This window comes from Robiginitalea sediminis (assembly GCF_002198115.1).
Classification (GTDB): Bacteria; Bacteroidota; Bacteroidia; order Flavobacteriales; family Flavobacteriaceae; genus Robiginitalea; species Robiginitalea sediminis.
In genome coordinates this window covers 618,148-643,471 of the sequence record NZ_NGNR01000002.1, presented here as the reverse complement: position 1 = coordinate 643,471, position 25,324 = coordinate 618,148, and the positions used below count along the sequence as shown (strand labels likewise).

At 53.8% G+C, this 25,324-nt stretch carries 22 protein-coding genes; 14 read left to right on the top strand and 8 right to left on the bottom strand.

What is annotated here, in order from left to right:
• Position 1: 1 nt before the first annotated feature.
• Positions 2-1,097 (bottom strand): peptide chain release factor 2 gene (prfB, locus tag CA832_RS09100; RefSeq protein WP_143542363.1). Its coding sequence is split into 2 segments (ribosomal slippage): positions 2-1,039 and positions 1,041-1,097, totalling 1,095 coding nucleotides; the frame shifts between segments, so codons are not numbered across the junction.
• Between the two features lie 103 nt (positions 1,098-1,200).
• On the opposite strand from prfB, the gene CA832_RS09095 reads away from it, so the two are divergent.
• Both CA832_RS09095 and CA832_RS09090 read left to right on the top strand, forming a co-directional pair.
• A complete protein-coding gene (locus tag CA832_RS09095; RefSeq protein ID WP_088341257.1) occupies positions 1,201-3,621 on the top strand; it encodes a zinc-dependent metalloprotease in 2,421 nt (806 codons plus the stop codon).
• Positions 3,612-4,640, top strand: coding sequence for a threonine aldolase family protein (locus CA832_RS09090; RefSeq protein WP_088341256.1), 1,029 nt, complete (start codon positions 3,612-3,614; stop codon positions 4,638-4,640). The genes CA832_RS09095 and CA832_RS09090 overlap by 10 nt, the downstream gene beginning before the upstream one ends.
• Here the strand turns inward: CA832_RS09090 and CA832_RS09085 are convergent.
• Positions 4,629-4,946, bottom strand: a complete 318-nt coding sequence (locus CA832_RS09085) for a YegP family protein (protein ID WP_088341255.1) — start codon at positions 4,944-4,946, stop codon at positions 4,629-4,631. The genes CA832_RS09090 and CA832_RS09085 overlap by 12 nt on opposite strands.
• 7 nt (positions 4,947-4,953) lie before the next feature.
• The gene (locus CA832_RS09080; protein WP_088341254.1) at positions 4,954-5,280 is read right to left on the bottom strand and encodes a YbaB/EbfC family nucleoid-associated protein; all 327 of its coding nucleotides are present in this window, start codon (positions 5,278-5,280) and stop codon (positions 4,954-4,956) included.
• Between the two features lie 143 nt (positions 5,281-5,423).
• On the opposite strand from CA832_RS09080, the gene CA832_RS09075 reads away from it, so the two are divergent.
• The 3 genes from CA832_RS09075 to CA832_RS09065 all read left to right on the top strand — a co-directional run bounded on the left by CA832_RS09075 (position 5,424) and on the right by CA832_RS09065 (position 10,009).
• Positions 5,424-7,496 carry a S9 family peptidase gene (locus CA832_RS09075; protein WP_088341253.1) on the top strand — a complete coding sequence of 691 codons (2,073 nt, stop codon included), beginning with the start codon at positions 5,424-5,426 and terminating at the stop codon, positions 7,494-7,496.
• Between the two features lie 55 nt (positions 7,497-7,551).
• Complete coding sequence (locus tag CA832_RS09070) at positions 7,552-8,592, top strand: PLP-dependent cysteine synthase family protein (protein WP_088341252.1); 1,041 nt, start codon at positions 7,552-7,554, stop codon at positions 8,590-8,592.
• 157 nt (positions 8,593-8,749) lie between these two features.
• Positions 8,750-10,009 (top strand): aminotransferase class I/II-fold pyridoxal phosphate-dependent enzyme, encoded by a 1,260-nt coding sequence (locus tag CA832_RS09065; RefSeq protein WP_088341429.1) that lies wholly within the window; start codon positions 8,750-8,752, stop codon positions 10,007-10,009.
• Between the two features lie 45 nt (positions 10,010-10,054).
• Here the strand turns inward: CA832_RS09065 and CA832_RS09060 are convergent, their stop codons facing one another.
• Positions 10,055-11,176, bottom strand: a complete 1,122-nt coding sequence (locus CA832_RS09060) for a GTP cyclohydrolase (RefSeq protein ID WP_088341251.1) — start codon at positions 11,174-11,176, stop codon at positions 10,055-10,057.
• 79 nt (positions 11,177-11,255) lie between these two features.
• Positions 11,256-12,290: a transporter gene (locus CA832_RS09055; protein WP_088341250.1), complete on the bottom strand. Its 1,035-nt coding sequence runs from the start codon at positions 12,288-12,290 to the stop codon at positions 11,256-11,258.
• Positions 12,291-12,377: 87 nt separating this feature from the next.
• On the opposite strand from CA832_RS09055, the gene CA832_RS09050 reads away from it, so the two are divergent.
• The 4 genes from CA832_RS09050 to CA832_RS09035 are packed head-to-tail and all read left to right on the top strand — an operon-like array spanning position 12,378 to position 17,822.
• The gene (locus CA832_RS09050) at positions 12,378-12,626 is read left to right on the top strand and encodes a DUF4834 domain-containing protein (RefSeq protein WP_143542362.1); all 249 of its coding nucleotides are present in this window, start codon (positions 12,378-12,380) and stop codon (positions 12,624-12,626) included.
• Positions 12,627-12,643: 17 nt separating this feature from the next.
• On the top strand, positions 12,644-15,082 hold the full coding sequence (locus tag CA832_RS09045; RefSeq protein WP_088341248.1) for a YfhO family protein: 2,439 nt from the start codon (positions 12,644-12,646) through the stop codon (positions 15,080-15,082).
• Entirely contained in the window at positions 15,082-16,368 is a 1,287-nt protein-coding gene (locus CA832_RS09040) for a glycosyltransferase family 4 protein (RefSeq protein WP_088341247.1), read from the top strand. The genes CA832_RS09045 and CA832_RS09040 overlap by 1 nt, the downstream gene beginning before the upstream one ends.
• Complete coding sequence (locus CA832_RS09035; RefSeq protein ID WP_088341246.1) at positions 16,353-17,822, top strand: oligosaccharide flippase family protein; 1,470 nt, start codon at positions 16,353-16,355, stop codon at positions 17,820-17,822. The genes CA832_RS09040 and CA832_RS09035 overlap by 16 nt, the downstream gene beginning before the upstream one ends.
• Before the next feature lie 48 nt (positions 17,823-17,870).
• On the opposite strand, the gene CA832_RS09030 is transcribed toward CA832_RS09035, so the two are convergent.
• Positions 17,871-19,049, bottom strand: coding sequence for a hypothetical protein (locus tag CA832_RS09030; protein ID WP_088341245.1), 1,179 nt, complete (start codon positions 19,047-19,049; stop codon positions 17,871-17,873).
• Between the two features lie 164 nt (positions 19,050-19,213).
• The gene (gene uvrA, locus CA832_RS09025; protein ID WP_088341244.1) at positions 19,214-22,000 is read right to left on the bottom strand and encodes an excinuclease ABC subunit UvrA; all 2,787 of its coding nucleotides are present in this window, start codon (positions 21,998-22,000) and stop codon (positions 19,214-19,216) included.
• Positions 22,001-22,244: 244 nt separating this feature from the next.
• Between uvrA and CA832_RS09020 the strand changes: the two genes are divergently transcribed.
• From CA832_RS09020 to CA832_RS15135, 4 genes are all read left to right on the top strand, one after another.
• Positions 22,245-22,829, top strand: a complete 585-nt coding sequence (locus CA832_RS09020; protein WP_088341243.1) for an RNA polymerase sigma factor — start codon at positions 22,245-22,247, stop codon at positions 22,827-22,829.
• Positions 22,830-22,902: 73 nt separating this feature from the next.
• Positions 22,903-23,046: a hypothetical protein gene (locus tag CA832_RS15140; RefSeq protein ID WP_198944462.1), complete on the top strand. Its 144-nt coding sequence runs from the start codon at positions 22,903-22,905 to the stop codon at positions 23,044-23,046.
• Positions 23,047-23,326: 280 nt separating this feature from the next.
• Positions 23,327-23,911 carry an RNA polymerase sigma factor gene (locus CA832_RS09015; protein ID WP_088341242.1) on the top strand — a complete coding sequence of 195 codons (585 nt, stop codon included), beginning with the start codon at positions 23,327-23,329 and terminating at the stop codon, positions 23,909-23,911.
• Between the two features lie 65 nt (positions 23,912-23,976).
• Positions 23,977-24,120 carry a hypothetical protein gene (locus tag CA832_RS15135; RefSeq protein ID WP_198944461.1) on the top strand — a complete coding sequence of 48 codons (144 nt, stop codon included), beginning with the start codon at positions 23,977-23,979 and terminating at the stop codon, positions 24,118-24,120.
• 15 nt (positions 24,121-24,135) lie between these two features.
• Here the strand turns inward: CA832_RS15135 and CA832_RS09010 are convergent, their stop codons facing one another.
• Complete coding sequence (locus CA832_RS09010; protein ID WP_088341241.1) at positions 24,136-24,801, bottom strand: endonuclease III domain-containing protein; 666 nt, start codon at positions 24,799-24,801, stop codon at positions 24,136-24,138.
• Between the two features lie 45 nt (positions 24,802-24,846).
• Here CA832_RS09010 and bcp point away from each other — a divergent pair, with 45 nt between their 5' ends.
• Positions 24,847-25,299: a thioredoxin-dependent thiol peroxidase gene (gene bcp, locus CA832_RS09005; protein WP_088341240.1), complete on the top strand. Its 453-nt coding sequence runs from the start codon at positions 24,847-24,849 to the stop codon at positions 25,297-25,299.
• The last annotated feature ends 25 nt before the right edge of the window (positions 25,300-25,324 follow it).

Below are 25,324 nucleotides of genomic sequence, written 5' to 3'. Positions count from 1 at the left end.
TTTAGGTATCGGTGGTTTGCTGCCCTGTCATCATGAGGAAGGCTTTCAAAAACGCGTTCAGGTCCCCATCCAGCACGGCATCCACGTTACCGGTTTCTTCCCCTGTGCGGACGTCTTTTATCAGCTTATAAGGGTGCAATACGTAGTTGCGGATCTGGGAGCCCCACTCGATTTTCTTTTTTGAAGATTCGATAGCATCCCTTGCCTCCTGTTTTTTGCGGAGTTCAATCTCGTAGAGCTGGGATTTCAGCATTTTCAGGGCTGTGGCCCGGTTGTCGTGCTGGCTGCGGGAATCCGAGCAGCTGATCTGAATCCCCGTGGGTTTATGCACCAATTGCACCTTAGTCTCCACCTTGTTGACGTTCTGGCCCCCGGCTCCGCTGGAACGGGCAGTGGTAATTTCTATATCGGCCGGGTTGATCTCGATTTCGATAGTGTCGTCCACCAGGGGGTAGACATATACCGAAGCAAAGGAGGTATGGCGTTTGGCATTGCTGTCGAAAGGGGAGATGCGCACCAACCGGTGCACCCCGTTCTCTCCTTTGAGCCAACCAAAGGCATAGTCTCCCTCAATTTCGAGGGTGACGGTTTTAATTCCCGCCACATCGCCTTCCTGGTAGTTGAGTTCCCGGACCTTATAGCCGTTCTTTTCCGCCCACATCAGGTACATCCGCATGAGCATGGACGCCCAATCGCAGCTTTCAGTACCCCCGGCTCCGGCGGTAATCTGCAGCACGGCGGTCATGTCATCCCCTTCATCGGAAAGCATGTTGCGGAATTCGAGGTTTTCCATGGCCACTTCGGCCTTGTCCAGGGTGGATTCCACCTCCGCCTCGGAGACCTCATCCATTTCGTAAAATTCCAGGAGCACCTCTGCTTCCCCCATCATTTCCCGGGCTTCGTCAAAGTCCGACACCCAGTTTTTTGTGGATTTCAGGCTTTTCATAAAAGCCTGGGCGGTTACGGGATCGTCCCAGAAGCCGGGGACGAGTGTTTTTTCTTCTTCGTTCTGGATTTCTATTCGCTTGGCATCTATGTCAAAGATACCTCCTTAACGCACCAAGGCGATCCATAAGCGACTTATATCGATCTATCATCGTTCGCAGTTAGATTTCGAACTGTAAAAGTAGAGGTTTTTTACCGATTGAAGGGTGTTTTGTTTCGCTCCCTTTTTCATTACTTTTAGCACAAAAGCATCGTATGAGATATCGTTTCCTCCTCCTTTTGGCAGTGGTTTTCCAGGCCAGCGTCTTCGGGCAGTTTTCAGACAAAAGCGCCTCTTACCAGAAATTTGAAGGCTATTTCAACTTTTATTACGACGATTCTGAGGGTAAAGTCTACCTGGAGATCGACAAACTCGACACGGATTTTCTGTATGTCTATTCCCTGAGCAGCGGTATCGGCAGTAATGATATAGGCCTGGACCGCGGGCAGTTGGGTAACGAGCAGGTGGTCCGTTTCAAAAAGGTCGGCAATAAGATCCTGATGGTGCAACCCAACCTCCGGTTTCGGGCCAATACGGAGAACGCCCTGGAGCGAAAGTCTGTGGAGCAGGCATTTGCCCAATCGGTGCGCTTTGGTTTCCCCATTGTGGAAACCATCGGGGAGCGCCATATCGTGGAGCTCACCCCATTCCTGATGCAGGACGCCCACGGGGTCTCGGACCGCCTGAAGCAGACCGGGCAGGGAAGTTACAGCCTGGACACCTCCCGCAGCGCCGTAAACCTGGAGCGGACCAAAGCCTTTCCCAAGAACATTGAATTGGATATTTGGCTGACCTTTAAGGGGAGCCCACAGGGCGGCTATATACGTTCTGTGACCCCGGATGCCAAGTCGGTGACCGTAGCCCAGCATCATTCCTTTATCGAGCTCCCGGAACCCGGGTTTGAAATGCGGCCATTCGACCCGCGCAGCGGATCCTACCCCTTTAGTTTCTACGATTACGCAACGCCGGTGGAAGAACCCATCATGAAACGGTTTATCCCCCGCCACCGCCTTGAAAAGAAGGACCCGTCCGCCGCCGTAAGCGAAGCGGTGGAACCTATTATCTATTATCTGGACAACGGGACGCCCGAACCTGTGCGTTCGGCCTTACTGGAAGGAGGCCGTTGGTGGAACCAGGCGTTTGAAGCCATCGGGTATAAAGATGCCTTCCAGGTAAAAATCCTCCCGGACGATGCCGACCCCATGGACGTGCGGTATAATGTCATCCAATGGGTGCACCGTTCTACACGGGGCTGGAGCTACGGCAGCAGCGTACAGGACCCGCGGACCGGGGAAATCATCAAAGGGCATGTAAGCCTTGGCAGCCTGCGCATCCGCCAGGATTTTATGATTGCACAGGCCCTGGCGCGGGCCCCGTTCCGGGATTCGGACGGCAATACTTCCAAAATGATGGAGCTCGCCCTGGCGCGTATCCGCCAGCTTTCTGCCCATGAGATAGGCCATACCCTGGGGTTTGCCCATAATTTTGCAGCCAGTACCAATAACCGGGCCTCGGTAATGGATTACCCGCATCCCTATGTGGAGGTGACCGGGGAGGATATCGATTTTAGTATGGCATACGATACGGGTATTGGCGAATGGGACAAGGTTACCGTAGCCTACGCATATTCCGATTTTCAGGAGGGTACCGACCAGGGAGAAGCCCTCAGCGCCATCCTGGATAGCGCCTTCGAGAGCGGCCTGCGCTATATCTCCGATCAGGATGCCCGCCCGCAGGGTGGGGCCCATGCCCATGCCCACCTTTGGGATAATGGGGCAAACGCCTCCGACGAACTCGACCGGGTTTTGGGCATCCGGAAAGCGGCCATAACCCATTTTTCCCCGGACAATATCCGGAGCGGAGAGCCTTACAGCGTACTGGAGGACGTTTTTGTCCCCCTGTATTTTTTCCATCGCTACCAGACCGAGGCTGCTGTGAAAAGCATTGGAGGAATGGTGTATTCCTATGCCGTTAAGGGGGAACCCACACCGCCCTGGTCCTTTTTGGAGACAAAAGAACAGGAGAAAGCCCTGGATGCGGTGCTCCGGACCCTGGAACCCGTGGTGCTGGCCATCCCGGAAAAAACCCTGGCCTGGTTTCCGCCCAGGGCCATGGGGTACCCGGCTACGCGGGAATCCTTTAAAAACCGGATTGGTACCGGCTTCGATGCCCTGGCGGCTGCCGAGACCGCCTCAGATATGACTTTGGAGCTCCTTTTGCACCCCCAGCGGGCTTCCCGCCTGGTACAGCAAAAGGGGATTGATCCCGGCCAGCTCGGATTGGGGGAGGTCCTCCAGGGACTCACCTCCCGCGTTTTTGCCAAGCCTGAAAAGGAAACCTATCACCAGAGCATCCGGGAAGTGGTCCAATTTCGGGTGTTGTGGCACCTGATGGCTCTGGCGGCACGCGAAGGGGTGCACCCGCAGGTTAATGCCCTGGCATACGCCCAGTTGCGTGCCCTGAAAACCAGGCTCCTGAAGGAAGGCGACGGGGCAGCCTCCCGGGAAATGGTCCGGCGTATAGACCAGTTTTTCGAGCACCCGGACAAGCTTAAGGTTCCGGAGGTGCCCAAAATCCCGGATGGTTCCCCCATTGGGATGGGTTGCCTGGACGAAATACCGGCTTTATGGAAGTAAACTTAATAAGCGACACGGTTACCCGACCTTCCGAAGGAATGCTGGAGGCCATGATGGGGGCCGCGGTTGGCGATGATGTCTTTAAGGAAGACCCAACGGTTAATGCTTTAGAGGCGAAAGTAGCCGATATGTTTGGGATGGAGGCAGCCCTCTTTTTCCCGAGCGGGACCATGGCCAACCAAACCGGGATCAAACTGCATACCCAGCCGGGAGACCAGCTCATCTGCGATAAATACGCCCATGTCTATAATTACGAAGGAGGAGGGGTGAGTTTTAACAGCGGGGTCTCCTGCAAACTAGTGGACGGAGACAGGGGCATGATGAAGGCCTGGCAGGTGGAAGCGGGCATTAACCCGCCCGATTTCTACCACAGCCCCCGTACCCGGTTGGTCTGTATCGAAAATACCACCAACAAAGGCGGGGGCGCCTGTTGGGATTTTGCCGAGTTACAGCGTATCCGGGCGGTATGCGATACCCATGGCCTTGCGTACCACCTGGATGGGGCACGGCTCTGGAATGCCCTGGTAGCCACCGGTGCAGCTGCCACGGATTATGGAAAGTTATTCGACACGATAAGCGTTTGCCTTAGCAAAGGGCTTGGGTGCCCGGTGGGCTCGCTCCTGGTGGGCAGCAAAGCGTCTATGGACCAGGCCCTGCGAATCCGAAAGGTCCTGGGCGGCGGGATGCGCCAGGCCGGGTACCTGGCTGCCGCCGGTATATACGCCCTGGACCACCAAATGAAAGACCTCCGGGAGGACCACCGCAAAGCCCGTGAAATCGGAGCATTATTAGAGGCTAAAGATTTTGTGACCTACGTGGCCCCTGTGGAGACCAATATTGTCATTTTTGAGGTAGACCCCAAAGCCGTTACAGATACGGAACTCACCGATTTTTTTACCTCCAAGGGGATCCGTCTGATCGGAATGGGGCAGGGGAAGTTGCGGATGGTGACCCACCGGGACTACACCGAAAGCATGCACCAATACGTACAGGAAGTCCTGGCAGGGTTATCCTTCTGATAGCCCGCGGGCAATCCGCGCCAGGGTGTTTTTAATACCGTTTTCCATGCCGGCTTCGGACTGGTAGGGCAGGCTTCTGCCAAGAATGCTGCCATCAGGACCTTTTAGTGTAAACCGGAAGTGGCCGCTGTGTTCGGTGGTACGTTCAAAATTGGAGGGGTTTCCGGCGAGGTGTCTTATATCGGCTGCCAGTTTTTCTGCTTCCCTCGGCTCGTTAATGGAAATACTCTCGAGCAGGGTGTGGCCCTGGTCACTTTTGACAACAACGTTGTAAGACCCTTCTCGGTTTTTGCAGATTTCGAGCATTTCGTTCTTATTTGAGGAACTGATCCATCCCGGGAATATTCGGCATTCCCTCCCGGGCTACCGCGCCCAATTCGGCTTCCTGCACTTCCCCTGCCCGGGTAATGGCCCGGTTCAGGGCCATGACCAGGGTATCGGTCAGTTCATCCTTATCCTGGAGCAGGCGGTCGTCCAGGTGGATTTCCCGGATTTCCCTGTTGGCTGTTATCAGGATTTCCACAGCCCCATCGGCCGTGGATTCCTTCAGGGTCACCGTATCCAGGCGTTTTTTGGTATCCGCTATCTTCTGGCGGGTCTCCTTTAATTTACCCATCATGCCCATCAGATCTCCAAACATGGTTTTGCCTTTTAGTATCCCTGTAAAAGTACGAAAAATGGATTCGCTATCCCTTTGTCTGGTGGCCTGTAACCGGCCATCCTCCCAAATCCTGAAGGAATATCCTATTTTTGACCTCCCAAAACGCAAGCAATCTGCCCCCTATGGAAGAATCCAAGCCGCCGAAGGCAGCCGAGAGGCCCCACCGGTTGGAAGCGCACAATGACATCCGGATAGACCCCTATTACTGGCTCAATGACCGGGAAGACCCCGAAGTTCTGGAATACCTGAAGGCCGAAAACGCTTATTACCAACAGCAGACGGCGGGAAGCCAGGCCTTCCGTGAGGCCCTTTTCGAAGAGATGAAGGGGCGTATTAAGGAAGATGACCAGTCCGTGCCGTATATCTATAATGGGTACTGGTATATCACGCGTTACGAACAGGGAAAGGAATACCCCATCTATACCCGTAAGAAAAAGACCCTGGAGGCGGGGGAAGAGATCCTCTTCGATGCCAACCAAATGGCTGAGGGTTTCGATTTTTTTAATCTCCGGGGGGTTTCAATCAGCCCGGATAACCGACTTGCCGCCTATGGGGTGGATACGGTTTCGCGCCGCCAGTACACCATCCAGATCAAAAACCTCGAAACCGGGGAAGTCTATCCGGAAAAACTGGAGAATACCACTGGGGGTTCGGTTTGGGCCGACGATAATAAGACCCTGTATTATACGCGAAAAGATGCGGAAACCCTGCGCTCGGACAAAATATACAAACATGTGCTGGGCACCCCGGTTTCCGAAGATGAACTGGTGTACCACGAGCAGGACAGCACCTTTAATACCTACGTCTACAAATCGAAATCCCGGAAATATATCGTCATTGGCTCCTACAGCACCCTGACCTCGGAACACCGCATCCTCCGCGCAGATGATCCGGAAGGGGAATTCAGGGTATTCTCGCCCAGGGAGCGGGGGGTGGAATATTCCATTTACCATTACGGGGATTCCTTTTTTATCCTGACCAACAAGGACGGGGCAACCAATTTCAAGGTCATGAAAACCCAGGAGGGCCAGACTATCAGTACCTCCTGGGAGGAATTTATCCCCCACAGGGAGGATGTCCTGCTGGAGGACCTTGAAATTTTCCGCGACTACTACGTGGTCTGTGAGCGGGATAACGGACTTAGCCTGTTGCAGGTCAACCGCTGGGACGGGACCGAATCTTACCCCATACCCTTCGAGAGCGAAACCTATGTGGCCTATCCCTATATCAATTTGGATTATGACACCCAAACCCTGAGGTTCGTATACAATGCCATGACTACCCCCTACAGCATCGTGGATTTCGATATGAATGCCCGTACATGGGAGGTAAAAAAACAGCAGGAAGTCCTGGGGGGCAGCTTTAAAGAAGATAATTATGTCTCCCGCCGCGTATGGGCTACTGCTCCGGACGGAGCCCGCGTCCCCATTTCGCTGGTACATCACAGGGATACCCCGCTCAATGGGACCAGTCCTTTGCTCCAATACGGCTACGGGGCGTATGGGAGCACCTCCGAACCCTACTTTTCTACCGTGAGACTCAGCCTTCTGGACAGGGGCTTCGTGTATGCCATAGCCCATGTCAGGGGAGGGGAGTACCTGGGGAGGTCCTGGTATGACCAGGGCAGATTACTGCACAAGAAAAACACCTTCACGGACTTCATCGCCTGTTCCCGTTACCTCGTTGCCCAGGGATTTGCACACCCGGACTTGCTGTTCGCCTACGGGGGGTCGGCCGGGGGGCTGTTGATGGGGGCTATCGTCAATATGGCACCCGGGCTATACAGTGGGATCGTGGCCGCTGTACCCTTTGTAGATGTGGTCACCACTATGCTGGACGAGTCCATCCCCCTTACCACCGGGGAATACGATGAGTGGGGAAATCCCAACGAAGTCGGGTACTACCGGTATATGAAGGATTATTCCCCCTACGACAATGTACAGGCGCGGGAATACCCGCCTATGCTGGTCACTGCGGGGTTGCACGATTCCCAGGTACAGTACTGGGAACCCGCCAAGTGGGTTGCCCGCCTGCGTAGCCTGAAAACAGATCAGAACCCGCTTTACCTCTATACCAACCTGGAAGCGGGCCACGGAGGGGCTTCCGGGCGCTTCGAGGCCCTCAGGGAGACCGCCATGGAGTACGCGTTCCTGCTGGAACTGGCCGGAAAAGGATCGAATTTTGAAAAAAAATAGTAATTTTGCCGGGTAGCCGCTCATTGTTCATATCTCTTGAGCCTAACCACAACCTATGGAACAAAAGATCAAGGCCTACAACAATCTCCTGGAACTTATCGGCAATTCCCCCCTGGTCAGACTAGGCAGGCTGACGGAAGGATATCCCGGCGAATTCTTCGCCAAATTGGAATCCTTTAACCCGGGGCACTCGGCCAAGGACCGTATTGCGCACTTCATTATCGAACAAGCGGAGCGCAGCGGTATCCTTAAGACCGGGAGCACTATAATCGAAACTACCTCCGGCAATACGGGCTTCAGCCTTGCCATGGTGAGTATCATAAAGGGCTACGAGTGTATCCTCGCCGTTAGCTCGAAATCTTCCCCGGATAAAATCGACATGCTTCGTGCTATGGGCGCCACGGTATATGTTTGCCCGGCCCACGTCAGTGCAGACGACCCGAGGTCCTATTACCAGGTGGCCCGCAGGCTCCATGAGGAGACCAAGGGGTCCATTTACATCAACCAGTATTTCAACGCCTTCAATATTGAGGCCCACTACCGGACCACCGGGCCGGAAATCTGGGAACAGACGGCCGGGCAGATTACGCACCTGGTGGCCTGCAGCGGAACCGGTGGGACCATCTCCGGAACCGCCCGCTACCTGAAGGAACAAAACCCGGACATCCGCATTATCGGGGTGGATGCCTATGGATCCGTACTTAAGAAATACCATGAAACCCGGGAATTCGATTCCGACGAGATTTATCCCTACCGGATTGAAGGCCTCGGCAAGAACCTCATCCCGGACGCCACGGACTTCGACATCATTGACGAGTTTATCAAGGTGACTGACGAAGACAGTGCCCATATGGCACGCCACCTCTGCAAAACCGAAGGTATTTTTGCCGGGTACACCAGCGGTGCGGCCCTGCAGGCAGTGAAGCAGCTCGAGGAAGCTGGCGAATTCGATGCCAATAGCAAGGTGGTGGTCATTTTCCCGGACCACGGCTCGCGCTACATGAGCAAGGTCTACAGCGACCAGTGGATGGAGGCCCAGGGCTTTTTCGACAGCAAAAATATCGGGCAGGCCCGCAAGATCGAGTACGTCAAGTAAGACTGCCGTCTAAGGGTGTGGGAAGGGACTACCCGTACCAGATTTTTTGTGATTCCGTTCCATTTTTCTGTACTTTTGCGGCTGGATCCGGTTCTAATAGCAATGGCTGTTTTTGGAGGTGCCCGGCACCGACGGATCCTTAACCAAGCTACCCTACATGAGAGACTTATTCGATCGGATTACGGAGAATAAAGGACCCCTCGGGAAATGGGCTTCCCAGGCCGAGGGCTATTTTGTATTCCCCAAACTGGAAGGACCTATCTCCAACCGGATGAAATTCCAGGGCAAGGAAGTGATTACCTGGAGTATCAATGATTACCTCGGGCTGGCCAACCGCCCGGAAATCAAAAAAGTAGATGCAGATGCAGCCCTGGAGTTCGGGGCAGCCTACCCTATGGGGGCCCGGATGATGAGCGGGCATACCCCGTACCACGAACAACTGGAACAGGAATTGGCAGCCTTTGTCAACAAGGAAGCGGCCTACCTGCTGAATTTCGGATATCAGGGGATTATGTCTGCCATTGACGCCCTGGTGGCCAAAGACGATATTATTGTCTACGATGTGGACTCCCATGCCTGTATCATAGATGGCGTACGCCTGCATATGGGCAAGCGCTTTACCTTTAAGCACAACGATATTGAGTCCCTGGAGAAGAACCTGGAGCGGGCCACTAAAATGGCCGAGCAAACCGGGGGTGGTATCCTGGTGATTTCAGAGGGTGTTTTCGGTATGCGTGGGGAACAGGGCAAGCTAAAGGAAATTGCCGCCCTGAAGAAGAAATTCAAATTCCGCCTCCTGGTGGACGATGCCCATGGCTTTGGAACCCTTGGCAAAACAGGGGCCGGCGCCGGGGAAGAACAGGGGGTGCAGGACGATATCGACGTCTACTTTGCCACCTTTGCCAAGTCGATGGCCGGGATAGGCGCCTTCCTGGCGGCAGACCAGGAAATCATCGATTACCTGAAGTACAACCTTCGCTCCCAGATGTTCGCCAAATCCCTTCCCATGATTTATGTGAAAGGGGCGCTGAAACGCCTGGATATGCTGAGGACCATGCCCGAGCTTAAAAACAAGCTGTGGGAGAATGTAAATGCGCTGCAAAATGGCCTGAAGGAGCGTGGTTTCGATATTGGGAACACTTCCAGCTGTGTGACCCCGGTATACCTCAACGGTAGTATTCCCGAGGCCATGGCCCTGGTGAAAGACCTGAGGGAAAACCACGGGATTTTCTGTTCTATCGTGGTGTACCCGGTGATCCCCAAAGGCCTTATCCTGCTGCGGATGATCCCGACCGCTACCCATACGGCCCAGGATATTGAAGACACCCTGGAGGCCTTTTCCGCCATCCGGGAGCGCCTTCAAAACGGGACGTACAAAAGGCTTTCCGCTGCCGTGGCTGCTGCCATGGGTGAATAAAACGCCTTTTACAAGAAGACAAACCCGGTTTTTCCCCGGGTTTTTTTATTTCAGGGGTTTGCGGTAGGTCCTGCGCCTTTTGTAGACCTCGGGGGAGAAGTGCTTCCAGAGCTGCTGGATGGCGATATTGTCGGAGAGCTCCGGGGTCCGGTAGCACATGGTGACCTTCCTTTTCTGGAACACCTTGTAATATTCGTTGAAAATAATGGAGGTAAGGCCCTTGTTCTGGTATTCGGGAACAATGCCAATCAGGTAGAAAATCGCATCCTTATTGTGCTTGCGCGCACGCAGCAAATGGAAAATACCAAAAGGGTACAGGCGTCCCCTCGCTTTTTGCAGGGCCCTGGAAAAGGATGGCATCACAATGGCAAAGGCTACCAGCTTCTCATCCCGGTCTACGATAAACTTGATATACTCCGGATTTATAAAGGGCAGGTACTTCTTCTTGAAGTATTCCTTCTGGGCCTCCGAAATGGCGACAAATGAGGACAGGCGGGAATAGGTGCTGTTAAACAGCTCGAACATCTGATCTACCCAGGGCATGATCTCGGCGGTGAGGGTAAAATTAACCGGGGTAAGCCCGTACCGCTGCCGGATGATGCCTTCCACCCGGTTAAACAGGCGCGGGTCCGCATTGGAAACCGGGAACTTGCTTTCAATGTATTCCTTTTCGGTTACAAACCCTAGCTGCTCCAGATGCTCCTTGTAATACGGATGGTTGTACCAAGTAACCATCGTTCCGATATGGTCGAACCCCTCGGTTAAGACCCCTACTTTGTCCAGGTTGGAAAACCCCATGGGGCCTTCCATGTATTCCAGGTTGTGGCTTCTCCCGATGGCTGCTACCTCCTCTAAAAGAGCCTTGCTGATGGCCAGGTCGTCTTCGAAATCGAACCAGCCAAAACGCATTTTCGGAAGGCCCATCTGCCGGACTTCCTGCCAGTTTACTATGGCTGCAACCCGCCCCACAACCTTTTGGCCGCGGTAGGCCAGGAAGAACCGGGCCTCTGCCTGCTCGAACACGGGGTTTGCCTCCCGGTCCAGCGTCTGGATTTCTTCTTTGATAATAGGGGGGACCCAATAGGGCGAATTCCTGTAAAGTTCAAAAGGGAACCGCACAAAAGCTTCCATTTCCCGTTTGGTCCGGGCCTCAACAATTCGGATCATAAGCGGTTTTTACCGCTTCAATATTAGGAAACTTTGGCCACAGTATAAAGGGATTCCGGCAAATAGGGCCAGTGCCGGTCTAAAAGTCGATTTCCCCGGATTCGCTACCCTTCTTGCGTTTCTTGTTCCTGCGGTTGGCGCGTTTTCGACTGCGTCTTTCCTCCTTGGATAGTTTGCCCGAATTGCGGCCTATACGCTCCTGGTCCTCAATGGGTTTGATTATATCCTGGTGGGAATCCAGCCGGTAGGACACCCCGCTTCCGATGAAAATACGGCTGGGGGTATTTTTAAAACTGGCGCCCAGCAGGAGGTCGGCCTGGAAGTCCGGGCTAATAAGGTAGGCGATACCGCCCCGCAACAGCACATCGGAATACCGGTCCGACTGAATGCCCTGGTTCTCTACGAAGGCACTCCATTTGGGATTCCTGAAGGCATGGGAAAGGGACACGAGGTAACTCCACTCCGGAAAATCGGTCCCTATGCGGTCGTATGCCACATTGGTAATAAGGACAAAACGAGGGGTTAACCGGCTTTGCGTTGCCGCCATTACCCTTGGGGATACCGTGGGTTCCCCCGGGTAAAAGGGGTTGTCACCCAACACAAAATTAGCGCCGGCGTAGAGGGCCACCGAGGGGATCAGGTTCTTCAGCTGGAAGACATTGTTGGCGCGCCAACTCCTCAGGTTGGGTTTATTGCGTTCCGGGTCTTTGTACCGGTCGTAAACAAGGTATTTAAAGCCAATGCGGTTGCGGTAGAAATCGGTAAAGCCTTCTTCCCGCCCCTGGCCGGTAAAGGTGATTTGCTGATGCTGGAATATGCCTTCCCACTGCAATTCCAGGGCTTCAAAGAAAAGGCCGTACCTCAGGGCTACGTCCAATCCGGTAATGCCGGAATCGGTATTGAGGCCGGAGTGGTCCTGCTGTTCAAAAAACAGGCCCGCCTCGGCCTGGATTACGCCGGTCCCCACGGCATAGGCGCTGTTGGCCTTCCCGGGGCGGTTGGAATTGATGACATCCGTATACTGGGCAGTTGCAACCGGGGCACTAAGCACCAGGGCTGCAGCGGCCAGGCAGATGCGAAAAACTCCGGAGGCAAATCGGGCAGGGCGATCCATATTTAGAATTTATTTAGGACTTAAATTCCCCTATAACAACGTCGGAATTGTACTTTTGATATAAAGAGCTGCCAGAAAATGGGTATTTTGCAAACGATTCTGATCGTCATCCTGGCGTATTACGCCCTGCTCCTGCTGGCCCGGCTGCTGAGACCCTGGATCAGGGCCTACGCCGCCCGGAAAGCGGAGTCTTTCTTCCGCAAGGCATACGAAAATGCCGCGGGGCAGGAAGATTCGGGGCCGGTAGGGGAGGTAACCGTGGAAAAGGGTCCGTCCAAATCCCGGAAACCTTCCGCCAAAGTCGGGGAGTATATCGAATTCGAAGAAATAGAATAACCACCACAACCGCATTGATGAACCTTCGTTTCAAGCAGTTTCTCACCCATTTTTTTGTCCTTGTTTTCTTTGCCCTGGCCGCCCTGGCGTATTTCCACCCGGTGTTGCAGGGGAAGGTCATCTATCAGTCCGATATCGTCCAGTTCCGCGGTATGGCCCGGGAGCAGGAGGATTTCCGGGATAAAACGGGGGAGGAACCCTACTGGACCAACAGTGCGTTCGGGGGCATGCCCACCTATCAGCTGGGCGCCCGTTATCCCAACGATTACGTCAAAAAACTGGACCGGGTTATACGGTTTCTACCCCGGCCGGCAGATTACCTGTTCCTGTATTTCCTGGGGTTTTATATCCTGATGTGCTGCATGAAGGTGGACACCCGCCTGGCGGTGATCGGGGCCCTGGCCTACGGTTTTTCCACCTACCTGATCATTATCCTGGGGGTGGGGCACAATGCCAAAGCCCATGCCCTGGGCTACCTGCCCATGTTACTGGGGGGAATCCTTTTGGTGTTTCGGAAAAAATACCTCTGGGGTTTTGTGCTGACGGCCCTGGCGATGGCCCTGGAAGTCCAGGCCAACCATTACCAGATGACGTATTATTTCATGCTCCTGGTCGTGTTACTTGGGCTGGCCTATCTGGTAGACGCCATCCGAAAACGGGTTCTGGGCCATTACTTCCTGTCTGTGGGCATTCTGGTACTGGCGGTAGGCCTGGGTATCCTGGCCAATGCCACCTCCCTGCTGGCGACCCGGGAATACGCGGCCTGGAGTACGCGTGGCCCTTCTGCCCTGACCCTGGATCCGGAAGGCAATCCCAAAACGGACACCAACGGGTTGGATAAAGAGTACATTACCCAATACAGCTACGGGCTATCCGAATCCCTGAACCTTTTTGTTCCCCGCCTCTTCGGGGGCGGTTCCGTGGAAGCCCTGGGGTCGGATTCCAAGACGTATAAGTTCCTGGTTGAACAGGGTATCAGCCGGTCCCAGGCCTTGGACTTCAGCAATGAGCTCCCGTTGTACTGGGGGGAGCAGCCGGGCGTGGCTGCACCGGCCTATATCGGGGCCATTATCCTCTTCTTTTTCTTGTTGGGGCTGTTACTGGTACGGGGCAGGGCCAAGTGGTGGCTTGCAGGGGGCTTTGTCCTTTCCCTTATGCTATCCTGGGGAAAAAACTTCCCGGCTTTCACCAACCTGATGATCGACTATTTCCCCCTCTATGATAAGTTCAGGGCGGTGTCCTCTGCCCAGGTCATTCTGGAATTGTGCGCCCCCATCCTGGGTATCCTGGGGTTGCGGGAATTGTTGCGCAACCGCGTGGAGGCACCCGCAAAACAAAGAAGCCTGCTAATTGCCTTTGCCATCCTTTCCGGCCTTTCCCTTGCGCTTATTGCCCTTCGTGGCAGTTTCGATTTTGCTGCCGGGAACGACGAAATCCTCCGACGCTATTTTTCAGGGGAGTTGGTGGATATTATCCGGGCAGACCGTAAGGCGGTTTACCTGGAGGATACCTTCAGGTCCTTCCTTTTGGTGGGAGTTGCTGCACTATTGTGCTGGCTTTACCTCAAGGGCAGGTTGGGCCGCAACCTGTTGGCCGGCGCCCTCGGGGCCCTTGTGGTTTTCGACCTGGTGGGGGTAAACCTGCGGTATGTAAACCAGGAAGACTTTGTGGCCGAGCGCAGGATGAATGCGCCCATCGCCAAAAGCCAGGCAGACCAGCTTATCCTGCAGGACAGTTCAATATATAGGGTGCTGAACGTCAGTGAAGGCCTTAACGGGGCCCGTACCTCGTATTTCCACCAGAGCCTTGGGGGGTACCATGCGGCCAAACCCGCCCGGATGCAGGACCTGTTCGAATACCACATTTACCGGGACAACCGTCAGGTGCTGAATATGCTCAATACCAAATACCTGATCCAGCCTGATGAGGAAGGGGCACCTTCGGTGGCCTTAAACCCCAATGCCCTGGGCAACGCCTGGTTTGTGGAGCAGTTGATCCCCGTACCGGATGCCGATGCCGCTATGGCAGCCCTCGATACACTGGATGTGGTCCGCCATGCGGTGGTCAATACTGCCGATTTCCCGGAAATGCGAGGTATGACCTTTCCGGTTGATTCCACCGCCTCGGTGCGCCTGGAATCCTATGCCCCCAACCGATTGGTTTACCAGGCGGAGAATCCGCAGGAAGGGGTGTTGGTCTTTTCCGAAATGTATTATCCACATGGTTGGAAGGCCTATGTGGACGGTAACCCTGTTAGTCATTTCAGGGTCAATTACGCCTTGAGAGCCTCAAGGATCCCTGCCGGGAACCACAAGGTGGAATTCCGATTCGAACCGGAAGTGGTCCTGCGGGGCTCCGGCCTGGCGCTGGCAGGTTCTATAGGCCTGGCCGTTGCTTTCCTGGCTGCGCTTGTGTTTTCGATTGTTCGCAGCCCCAGGGTTAAGGAAGAAGAGTAATGGGCAAAGTCCTGATCATAACGTATTACTGGCCGCCAGCCGGCGGACCCGGGGTACAACGGTGGCTTTATTTTGTTCGCTACCTCCATAAGATGGGGGCCCACCCCGTTGTTTTCATACCGGAAACCCCCCATTACCCGATTATAGACAAGGATCTGGTTGCCCTGGTACCAGAAGGTGTTTCGGTGTACCGGAGCCGGTTCTGGGAACCTTATGGGCTGGCCGGTCTGCTGGGTTCCCGCACCACAAAACGAGTGAGCGCCGGGATGATTGAGAAGGAGCGCCCGGGAGTAACCGAACGACTGATGCGTTGGGTCAGGGGGAATTTCTTTATCCCGGATGCGCGGAAGTTTTGGTTAAAACCGGCGTTGCGGGAATTACCGGAAATCCTGGCTAAGGAAGGCATAGATACCGTAGTAACTACCGGCCCCCCTCACAGTGTCCATCTTATAGGGATGGCACTAAAGGCAAAGGTGCCCATCCGCTGGGTAGCCGATTTTCGCGACCCGTGGACGCTAATTGGCTATCACGAACATTTATATCTGTCTGGACCTGCCCGGCGCAAGCACGAGCGCCTGGAAAAAGAAGTCCTGCAGGCTGCCGATGCCGTTGTGGCCACTTCAGGCACTACGGCCGGTGCATTCCGAAAGCAAACGACCAAACCGGTCCATGTGATTACCAACGGTTTTGACCAGCCACCATCGGACGGCAGCCAACCGGAGGGGCCTTTTCGCCTGGTCCACATTGGTTCCCTCCTCGCCGGGCGGAATCCCGAGGCGCTTTGGCGGATACTGAAGCAGATGACACAAACCCACCCGGATTTCGGGAAGGACCTGAGCCTGGAACTGACCGGGCTGGTAAGCGAGGAGGTCACCCGCTCCCTGGAGGCCTCGGGCCTGATGCCCTGGGTCCGCACCTTTCCCTATGTCCCGCACCAAGAGGCGATGCAGGCCCTCCGGCAAGCCCAGATCCTCCTGCTGCTGGAAATTGACCTGCCGGAGACCCGTGGGATCCTACCCGGGAAGCTCTATGAATATATGGCAGCGGCACGGCCTGTGCTGGCCATAGGGCCCAGCGGGTGGGAAGCCGCCGAAATCGTTGCCGGAACCGGCTGTGGTGCGGCCTTCGAGTACGCTCAGGAGCAGGCTATCGAAAAACAAATCAGGGAGTGGTATACGGCTTACAAGGCGGGCACCCTGACCGGAAATACCCGCGGAATAGGAGACTACCACAGGCAGTCCCTCACCCGGAAACTCGCAAATGACGTATTATGGGAATCGTCTTAAGGCAATCTGTACAGAATACCGTGCTTACCTATGCCGGGTTTGTAATGGGTGCCGTAAACATCCTGTTCCTGTATACCCGCATGATGAGCGAGACGTACTTCGGGCTGGTGGGCGTGGTACTCTCCACTGCCGCCCTGCTAACGCCGCTTTTATCGGTTGGGGTACCCAACACCCTTATCAAATTTTTTCCTGGATTTGCGGCATCCGGTGAGCGGGACGGCTTTTTAAGCCTGATGCTGCTGCTTCCCCTGACAGCCATCCTGCCCGTGGTCTTGTGTACGTACCTCGCAGAAACGGCTATTGCGGCTTTTCTCTCCAGGGAAAACAGTATTGTAGCGGGCTATGTATGGCACATCTTTACGGTGGGTATGTCCATGGCTTATTTTGAGGTGTTTTTTGCCTGGAGTAAAATATGCCTTAAATCGGCCTGGGGAACATTCCTGAAAGAAGTCTTTGTGCGGCTTGGGGCTACCTTGTTGTTACTTGCCCTTTATCTGGGGTGGTTTGGGGTGGAAACCTTCCTGTGGGCACTGGTAGGGCTCTACCTGATACGCACGGTACTTATGGCCGGATATGCCCTTTATCTCAGGCCGCTGCGACTTACGCTGCAGCTGCCCGGGACCACGCGCGAGATGCTGGTATACAGTAGCCTTATCCTGTTGGGCGGGTCTGTTTCGGTCATCCTAATCGAGGTAGACCGTTTTATGATCAACCAGTATATCCGGATCGAAAATGTGGCCTATTATACGGTTTCCGTTTTTATCGCCACGGTCATTATCGTTCCCATGCGGGCCATGCACCAGATTACGTACCCCATTACGGCAACACTCCTGCACGAAGGAAAAATGAAGGAGTTGTCGGACCTCTATAAACGGAGTTCGCTCGGGCTTATGCTGGTTACCCTGCTCATTTTCCTGCTCATCCTGCTTAACCTGGAGCAACTCGATGCCCTCCTCCCGGAAAACTACAGGGGCGGTTTCTATATTGTACTGCTTATCGGTGCCGCCAAGTGCATTGAATCTTTCCTGGGGATCAACAGTGCCATCTTGTACAATTCACCTTATTACCGGACGCTGTTATTGATGGGGGTCCTGCTTGCCGGCACTACCATCGCCCTGAATACGGTATTTATTCCTGCCTTGGGGATCACCGGGGCCGCGGTGGCTACCTTCCTGGCTGTAGCCGGATATAATGCGGCCAAACTGGTGTTTGTAGGTGTAAAATACAGGATGCTACCCTTCAGCCGGGGGACCTGGCGCGTTCTGCTTCTGAGCCTGGTTACGGGGGCGTTGTTCTTCAGGCTGGAGTTCGGGTTCCACCCGGTACTCAACATTGTCCTCAAAAGTGTCCTTGTTAGCGTCTTTTACCTAGGGATTGCCCTGCGCCTGGGAGTTTCGGAGGACCTCAATAGTCTGGTAAGGCAGTGGCTGCACAGAAAGAACCCCGGGAAGTAAATACCTCCACGGGGTTCTTAACAACTAACCAACCTAAAAACAAATCTTTCAATGGCCGGAGCGGTTGCTCCTGCTGCGGCTGCGGGAGGCTTCGCTGGTGCGGCTTCCCGTGGCCTTGGAGCGGGCCCTGCTGTCTGCTGAGCGTCCCGGTTTGCGCACCTGGCTCGGGGTGTCCTTGCGCTGCGGGCTGCGCGTTACCGTACTGGTCCTCCGGGTGGTCGTGGTCGTACGGGTCACTCGGGTATCACCCCTGTTTTCCTTACGCACCTGCGGCTTACGGGTAACCGTCGTGCTCCGGGTCACGCGGGAGTCACTCCGGTTGCTCTGGCGTGCCCGCGGCTCGCGGGAATCGACCTTGCGCGTACTGCGGACCTCCTGACGGGCAGGGGTGGTGCGTGTAACCCGACGCTCCGGCTGGCGTACCTGCTCACTGCGGGCAACACTGTGCTGCCCCTGGTTGCTGCGGGCATTGGAGCGGACTGCATCGTTCCGGTATACGGTGCGCTCACTGCGGACATCGTCGAACCTCCTGGCGCTTACCCGGTTGTCGTTACGGTAGACCCGGCTGCGGTCTGCGCGTTCCCGGTAACGGTGCGTCTTACCCACGGCTACGTAATGGCGTCTGGCATTAAACCGATACGGCCTGTAGTAGGTATAGCGCAGCGGCTGGTAAAACCTGCGGTAGGGCCGGTTGTAGACCATGCAGAACCCAAGGGCCGGCCGGATAAAAAGCCTGTGGAAAGGACGGTAGACATAAACCCGGTTGTACACGTTGATAAAACCAGTGTGGTAATCGTAATACCCTCCGGGGTTATAGAAAATTCGCATACCGCCTATACGGTAGGCCAGGCCGTTCCGATACCAGATACGGATATCGCCAATCCGGTTCACCCGCCCATAAAAATCGTAGAATACAGGGGTGTGTTCCACCTGGATTACGGCACCGTAATCGTCGTACTGTACATAGGGGTTGTAATCGAACCCTGTGTTGAAGGTTACCCCTACCGGGCCTGCACCAATATGGGCACTTATCCCCGCATAGCGGTCTATGTGGAAATCGAATTCCCCATCCGGATATACCGAGAAGGTAATCCCGTTTTCGACAAAGATGAATGAATTGCCGTAGCGAAAGGCATCGGGCATTGCAACCTTATCTACCGAGGCGGCCCGCAGGGAACTTCCTGTTCCGAGCAAGAGGGCTGTAACTAAAAGAATCAACTGTTTCATGACATAAGGTTTTACGTTCCGAATGGGACGATCCACATTCCACCCTAAAGAAACAATTAGCGTGCCAAAAAATTTAAAAGTGATGTATATATCTGATATACAGCTATATATAAATGATTACTTAAGAAATAAAGGGATAGCCGCTACCGGATAGCAACCCGGAATCAGGAAAAAAGTTTGTCTTTAAGAAACTTGCCGGTAACGGATTCCGGGTTCTCCGCCAAGGCCTCGGGGGTCCCGGTCCCCAGGAGTCTCCCGCCCTTGTCTCCACCTTCCGGGCCCAGGTCTATCATATGGTCCGCACATTTGATAAGTTCCGGGTTGTGCTCAATTACTATGATAGAGTGCCCCTTGTCTATGAGGGCTTCAAAGGACTTCAGGAGCTTGTGGATGTCGTGGAAATGGAGGCCGGTGGTGGGCTCATCGAAAATGAACAGCCCTTTTTCCCGGCTCTGACCCTTCCCGAGGAAGGAAGCCAGTTTAATGCGCTGGGCCTCCCCGCCCGAAAGGGTGGAGGAGGGTTGGCCCAGGGTAACGTAGCCCAGTCCCACATCCTGCAGCGGTTGCAGTTTCTGGGCGATCTTTTCCTGTTTATGGTTTCGGAAAAAGGCGATAGAATCGTCTACGGTCATACTCAGGACATCGCTGATGTTGGCCCCTTCGAAGGTGACTTCCAGCACCTCCTTTTTAAATCGCTTCCCCTTGCACTGGTCGCATTCCAGGTGCACATCTGCCATGAATTGCATTTCCACGGTAATTTCCCCGTCTCCCTTGCATTTCTCGCAGCGCCCCCCATCGATATTAAAGGAAAAGTGTTTGGCCTTATACCCCCTTATTTTACTCAGCTTCATGGAGGCAAACAAGTTGCGGATCTCGTCGTAGGCCTTCAGGTAGGTCACAGGGTTGGACCTTGAGGATCGGCCAATGGGGTTCTGGTCTACGAATTCCACGTAGGAGAGGAATTTATATTCCCCTTCCACAGCCGTATGCTGCCCCGCTTTTTCCCCGTATCCTCCCAGGGCTTTCTGCATTACGGGGTACAGGATTCCTTTAACCAGGGTGCTTTTCCCGCTTCCCGATACCCCTGTAACCACGGTCAGGCATTGCAGAGGAAACCTCACATCTATATGCTGCAGGTTGTTTTGCCTGGCTCCCAGGATTTCGATAAAGCCTTTGCCCTTGCGCCTATTGGCGGGAACCTCAATGCGAAGATCACCACTGAGGTAGCGGGCGGTAAAACTGTCTGAGGTCAGGATTTTCTGTAAATCCCCCTGGGCTACTACCTCGCCCCCAAGGGTGCCGGCCTCCGGCCCGATGTCGATAATGTAATCCGCGGCCCGCATCATGTCCTCGTCGTGTTCTACAACAATTACGGTATTGCCCAGGTCGCGCAGCGATTCCAGCACGCGGATCAGGTTCTCCGTATCGCGGGGGTGTAACCCTATGCTGGGTTCGTCCAGAATGTACATGGACCCCACCAGGCTGCTGCCAAGGGAGGTAGCCAGGTTAATGCGCTGGCTTTCCCCCCCGGAAAGGGAATTCGATTTCCGGTTCAGGGTGAGGTAACCGAGCCCCACCTGCATGAGGTAGCCCAGACGGTTTCGGATTTCGGTAAGCAGGCGCGCCGCCACTTGCCGGTCGTGATCGCTCAACTGGAGGTCATCAAAAAAGGCAGCCAGGGCGTAAATAGGGACTTCCACCAGGTCCGAGATGGATTTTCCGTATATACGCACGTTGTGCGCTTCTTCCCGCAGCCGTTTCCCCATACACTTCGGGCACCGGGTTTTACCCCGGTAACGGGATAGCATGACCCGGTTCTGGATTTTGTAACTCTTTTCCTCCAGCTTGGCGAAAAAGGCATTAAGCCCTGTGAAGTAGGTATTGCCTTCCCAAACCAGAGTCTGTTGCTCCTCGCTAAGCTCGTACCAGGGTTTGTGGATGGGAAAATCGAATTTATAGGCGTTGTTCACCAGTTTATCCCGGTATTTACCCATGCTTTCACCCCGCCATGGGAAAATGGCATTGTCGTAGATCGAAAGGGCTGTATTCGGTATCACGAGATCCTCGTCAATCCCGATCACGTCCCCGTAGCCTTCACATTTAGGACATGCCCCATAGGGGTTGTTGAACGAAAACAAGTGCACATTGGGTTCCAGAAAGCTGATGCCATCCAGCTCAAAGCGGTTGTTGAAGACCTCAGTCTGCCCCGATTCCATATGGAAAACCAGGCACTCGCCCTTCCCTTCAAAAAACGCAGTATCTACGGCATCGGCCAGTCGGTTCCGGAAATCCTCGTCTTCGGGCCGCGCCACTATCCGGTCTACCACCAGCTCTAACTGCCGGTCTGTAACCTCGAGTTCGGGGCTTATCCGGAGCATTTCCCCCCCTGCCCGGATCCGGGCATACCCCTGCTTATGGAGCATTTGAAGAAAATCTTCCGTTTTACGGCCTTCGGGTACAGATACGGGGGCTAGTAGCAGCATGCGGGCCCCTTCTTCCTGAGCACAGATATGGTCTACTACATCGGAAACGGAGTGTTTCTTTACCTCATTCCCGGAAATAGGGGAGATGGTCTTCCCTATGCGGGCATAGAGCAGCTTCAGGTAATCGTAGATTTCCGTGGTGGTCCCTACGGTAGAGCGGGGGTTGGTGGAATTTACCTTCTGTTCTATAGCTATGGCCGGTGCAATACCGCGGATGTGGTCTACTTTGGGCTTGTCCAGTTTCCCCAGGAATTGCCTGGCATAGGAAGACAGGCTCTCCACATACCGGCGCTGTCCTTCGGCGTAGAGCGTATCGAATGCCAGGCTGGACTTACCCGACCCGGACATACCGGTGATAACTACCAGCCGGTTGCGTGGGATGTCTACGTTTATGTTTTTCAGGTTGTGCAGTCGGGCACCCTGTATACTGATAACGTCTTTGGTACTTGCTTTGGAGGGAGCGGGCATACGGCTAAAATGTGGTTAAAGATACGACAAGAATCACGCTCCTGCCAGAGGGTTCGGCCAGGGGAATTGCCCGGGAGGAACCGTTAAGAATTTTTTGACGCTATTTTATTTTACTTATATTTGAGGCGCATCACAAAATCTATATGCCTATCGCATAACATTACTTTTTTGATTTATAAACCCCAAATCGGTCTGGAAGCCCCTCTTTGTGACGGGTGCCCGGGCTACTTCAAAAAAGTAAGTTATGGAACTTCTGCAGGCAGACGATGCTATCCTGATCAAACGGTACAGAGGAGGAGACGAAAGGGCCCTCGAAGTATTGATTAACCGCTATAACCAGCGCATTTCCTCATTCATCTATTCCAAGGTCTTCGACAAAGAGATTACCGAGGATATCTTCCAGGATACCTTTATGAAGGTGATCCGGACCCTTAAGCTTGGGAAATATAACGAGGAAGGCAAATTCCTCCCATGGGTAATCCGCATTGCCCATAACCTGGTTATAGACCACTATCGGAAAAGCAACCGGATGCCCCGGTACGAGACCAGCGAGGAGTACAACATCTTCGCCATTATGCAGGATGGTTCCCTCAATGCCGAGCACCAGCTTATCAAGGACCAGATCGAATCCGACCTGGAAGGGCTCATAGCGCAGCTCCCGGAAGACCAGCAGAAGGTTATTCAAATGCGCATGTACCGGGAAATGAGTTTTAAGGAAATTGCCGAAAGTACCGGGGTCAGTATCAATACGGCCCTCGGGCGTATGCGCTATGCCCTGATTAACCTCAGAAAGCTCATCGAGGAGAACAGTATAGTTTTGACGAATTAATCGGCAATAGGTCGAAGCGGGGTATCAGGTGTCCGCAGCCTTGCGTTATTTTGGAAACAACAGCGCAAGGCTTATGGATCAACTCTACACCCCGTCTACTGAAAAGTGCGAATTGGTATCTGCCTCCAAAGGTACCGTTAAGTTCCTACTGGACTATTCCAAATCCCTCTCTATTGTAAAGGCCGAGGGAATGGTTTTCGAGAACAACCTCAATTGATTTCCTCCAAGGGGTTTCCAGTGCCCTGAATCACCCTTCTCTGATACGGATTCCGCAGGTAAGGCGAATCGTACAATCCCGTACAGGTAACTACGCCGCATACCCCGTAAATAGGAATAAAAGCTAAAATCCGGCTTTTACATCAAGAATCCGCCCTTTTACAACAATGTTTTTCCGAGCGTAGGCCCTTTGGCTACTTTTAAATTGTGTTTGAGACCCGGACACATAATCGTAATCACCAAAGCCAACAGGCCATTAACTGAATCAATACGTACGCTCTATGGAACACCAGACCGACGACTCAACCCTGGTACAGGATTATATCAGCGGAGACGAACGCGCCCTCGAAATCCTGATCAACCGCCACAACCAGCGCATTACCAGTTTTATCTACTCCAAAGTGCTGGACAGGGATGCCGCCGAGGATATTTTCCAGGACACCTTTATTAAGGTCATTAAAACCCTTAAGAAAGGAAACTACAGTGAGGAAGGTAAGTTCCTGCCATGGGTGATGCGGATTGCACACAACCTGATTATCGATTATTTCCGGAAGAACAAACGGATGCCCAAATTCGAGGGGGGCGACGACTTCAATATCTTCTCGGTTATCGGGGATGAAAAACCCAATGTGGAAAAACAGCTCATCAAGGACCAGATAGACAGCGACCTGAGCATGCTCATCGACGAGCTTCCCGACGACCAGCGGGATGTGCTGATCATGCGGATCTATAAAGACATGAGCTTCAAGGAGATTTCCGAATGTACAGGGGTCAGTATCAACACTGCCCTGGGCCGGATGCGCTACGCCCTGATCAACCTGAGGAAAATCATCCAGAAGAACAATATCGTATTGACCAACTACTAGGATTACGAGCTGAGCAATATTTCCATATGGGTTGCGTTATACAAGTGTAACGAACTCTAAAGCATATGGAAAAAATTTACTCAGAACACGCCAACGCCTGTGAGGTAATTCAGGCCAAAAAGGAGACCATCTCCCTTTTAATGCAGTATTCCAGGGCTTTACACTACCTGGAGTATAAAGGTATACCCTTCGAAACCATCTTGAATTAAGATATCGAGGCCCGCTTATTTGCGGGCCTTTTTTTTGGCTTCGTACTCCCGAAGCACCGATTTCCGGCCAATTTTTCGTGTAATGATATCCTTTTCAAGGTCCCACCCGCGGGCCGGGGAATACTCCCTGCCGTACCAGATGATCTGCAAATGCAATTTATTCCAGGCCTCCCTGGGGAACAACCGTTTGGCGTCCTTTTCAGTTTGAACGACGTTCTTGCCATTAGATAACCCCCAACGGTACATGAGCCGATGGATATGCGTATCTACGGGAAAGGCCGGAACCCCAAATGCCTGAGACACCACCACGCTGGCCGTTTTATGGCCCACCCCTGGGAGGGTTTCCAGGGCCTCCAGTTCCCGGGGGACTTCCCCCTTATAGTCTTCGAGCAGAATCTCGGACAAGCGGTGGATGGCCCGCGCCTTGGTAGGGGAGAGGCCTACCGGCCGGATAATCTCCCGGATCTGGTCTACACTGAGGCGCACCATAGCCGCGGGGTTGTCCGCGCGGTCGAACAGCAGGGGCGTGGTCTGGTTCACCCGGACATCGGTGCTCTGTGCACTAAGCAATACGGCTATCAGCAAGGTGTACGGATCTGTATGTTCCAGCGGGATGGGAACCTCCGGATAGCATTCTTCCAGGGTTTCCATTACAAAGGCCGCTTTTTCTGCTTTCGTCATAAAAATGTTTAACTTTGTTTAAATATAAATAAACAAATAGAACCTATGAATACGCTTAAAGCTGGAGACAAAGTACCGGATTTTAGTGCGGTTGACCAAGACGGAAACGCCGTATCCTCCACGGATTTCAAGGGGCGCAAGTGGGTGGTGTTTTTCTACCCCAAGGCCAATACCCCAGGGTGCACGGCCGAAGCCTGCAACCTAAGGGATCACTATGCGGAATTACAGGAAGCCGGGTATGCCCTTGTTGGGGTCAGTGCCGACTCCCAGAAAAAACAAGCGAATTTCAGGGATAAATTCGAGTTTCCCTTCCCGCTGCTGGCAGACGAGGACAGAACCGTAATTAACGCCTTCGGCGTCTGGGGTCCTAAAAAGTTCATGGGACGGGAGTTTGACGGCATCCACCGCAAGACCTTTATCATCGATCAGGATGGGGTAGTGGAGCGTGTCATCGATAAGGTCAATACCAAAGATCACGCCGCCCAGATCCTGGAATAGGATACAGGAATAAAAAAAGCCGGGA

What these genes read in the sequence shown, in the direction of transcription:
- bcp (WP_088341240.1), top strand. Translation starts at nt 24,847, where the DNA reads ATGAATACGCTTAAAGCTGGAGACAAAGTACCGGATTTTAGTGCGGTT.
- CA832_RS09090 (WP_088341256.1), top strand. Translation starts at nt 3,612, where the DNA reads ATGGAAGTAAACTTAATAAGCGACACGGTTACCCGACCTTCCGAAGGA.
- CA832_RS15135 (WP_198944461.1), top strand. Translation starts at nt 23,977, where the DNA reads ATGGAAAAAATTTACTCAGAACACGCCAACGCCTGTGAGGTAATTCAG.
- CA832_RS09080 (WP_088341254.1), bottom strand. Translation starts at nt 5,280, where the DNA reads ATGTTTGGAGATCTGATGGGCATGATGGGTAAATTAAAGGAGACCCGC.
- CA832_RS09030 (WP_088341245.1), bottom strand. Translation starts at nt 19,049, where the DNA reads ATGAAACAGTTGATTCTTTTAGTTACAGCCCTCTTGCTCGGAACAGGA.
- CA832_RS09010 (WP_088341241.1), bottom strand. Translation starts at nt 24,801, where the DNA reads ATGACGAAAGCAGAAAAAGCGGCCTTTGTAATGGAAACCCTGGAAGAA.
- CA832_RS15140 (WP_198944462.1), top strand. Translation starts at nt 22,903, where the DNA reads ATGGATCAACTCTACACCCCGTCTACTGAAAAGTGCGAATTGGTATCT.
- CA832_RS09040 (WP_088341247.1), top strand. Translation starts at nt 15,082, where the DNA reads ATGGGCAAAGTCCTGATCATAACGTATTACTGGCCGCCAGCCGGCGGA.
- CA832_RS09045 (WP_088341248.1), top strand. Translation starts at nt 12,644, where the DNA reads ATGAACCTTCGTTTCAAGCAGTTTCTCACCCATTTTTTTGTCCTTGTT.
- CA832_RS09065 (WP_088341429.1), top strand. Translation starts at nt 8,750, where the DNA reads ATGAGAGACTTATTCGATCGGATTACGGAGAATAAAGGACCCCTCGGG.
- CA832_RS09085 (WP_088341255.1), bottom strand. Translation starts at nt 4,946, where the DNA reads ATGCTCGAAATCTGCAAAAACCGAGAAGGGTCTTACAACGTTGTTGTC.
- CA832_RS09035 (WP_088341246.1), top strand. Translation starts at nt 16,353, where the DNA reads ATGGGAATCGTCTTAAGGCAATCTGTACAGAATACCGTGCTTACCTAT.
- CA832_RS09060 (WP_088341251.1), bottom strand. Translation starts at nt 11,176, where the DNA reads ATGATCCGAATTGTTGAGGCCCGGACCAAACGGGAAATGGAAGCTTTT.
- CA832_RS09015 (WP_088341242.1), top strand. Translation starts at nt 23,327, where the DNA reads ATGGAACACCAGACCGACGACTCAACCCTGGTACAGGATTATATCAGC.
- CA832_RS09075 (WP_088341253.1), top strand. Translation starts at nt 5,424, where the DNA reads ATGGAAGAATCCAAGCCGCCGAAGGCAGCCGAGAGGCCCCACCGGTTG.
- CA832_RS09020 (WP_088341243.1), top strand. Translation starts at nt 22,245, where the DNA reads ATGGAACTTCTGCAGGCAGACGATGCTATCCTGATCAAACGGTACAGA.
- CA832_RS09055 (WP_088341250.1), bottom strand. Translation starts at nt 12,290, where the DNA reads ATGGATCGCCCTGCCCGATTTGCCTCCGGAGTTTTTCGCATCTGCCTG.
- uvrA (WP_088341244.1), bottom strand. Translation starts at nt 22,000, where the DNA reads ATGCCCGCTCCCTCCAAAGCAAGTACCAAAGACGTTATCAGTATACAG.
- CA832_RS09095 (WP_088341257.1), top strand. Translation starts at nt 1,201, where the DNA reads ATGAGATATCGTTTCCTCCTCCTTTTGGCAGTGGTTTTCCAGGCCAGC.
- CA832_RS09070 (WP_088341252.1), top strand. Translation starts at nt 7,552, where the DNA reads ATGGAACAAAAGATCAAGGCCTACAACAATCTCCTGGAACTTATCGGC.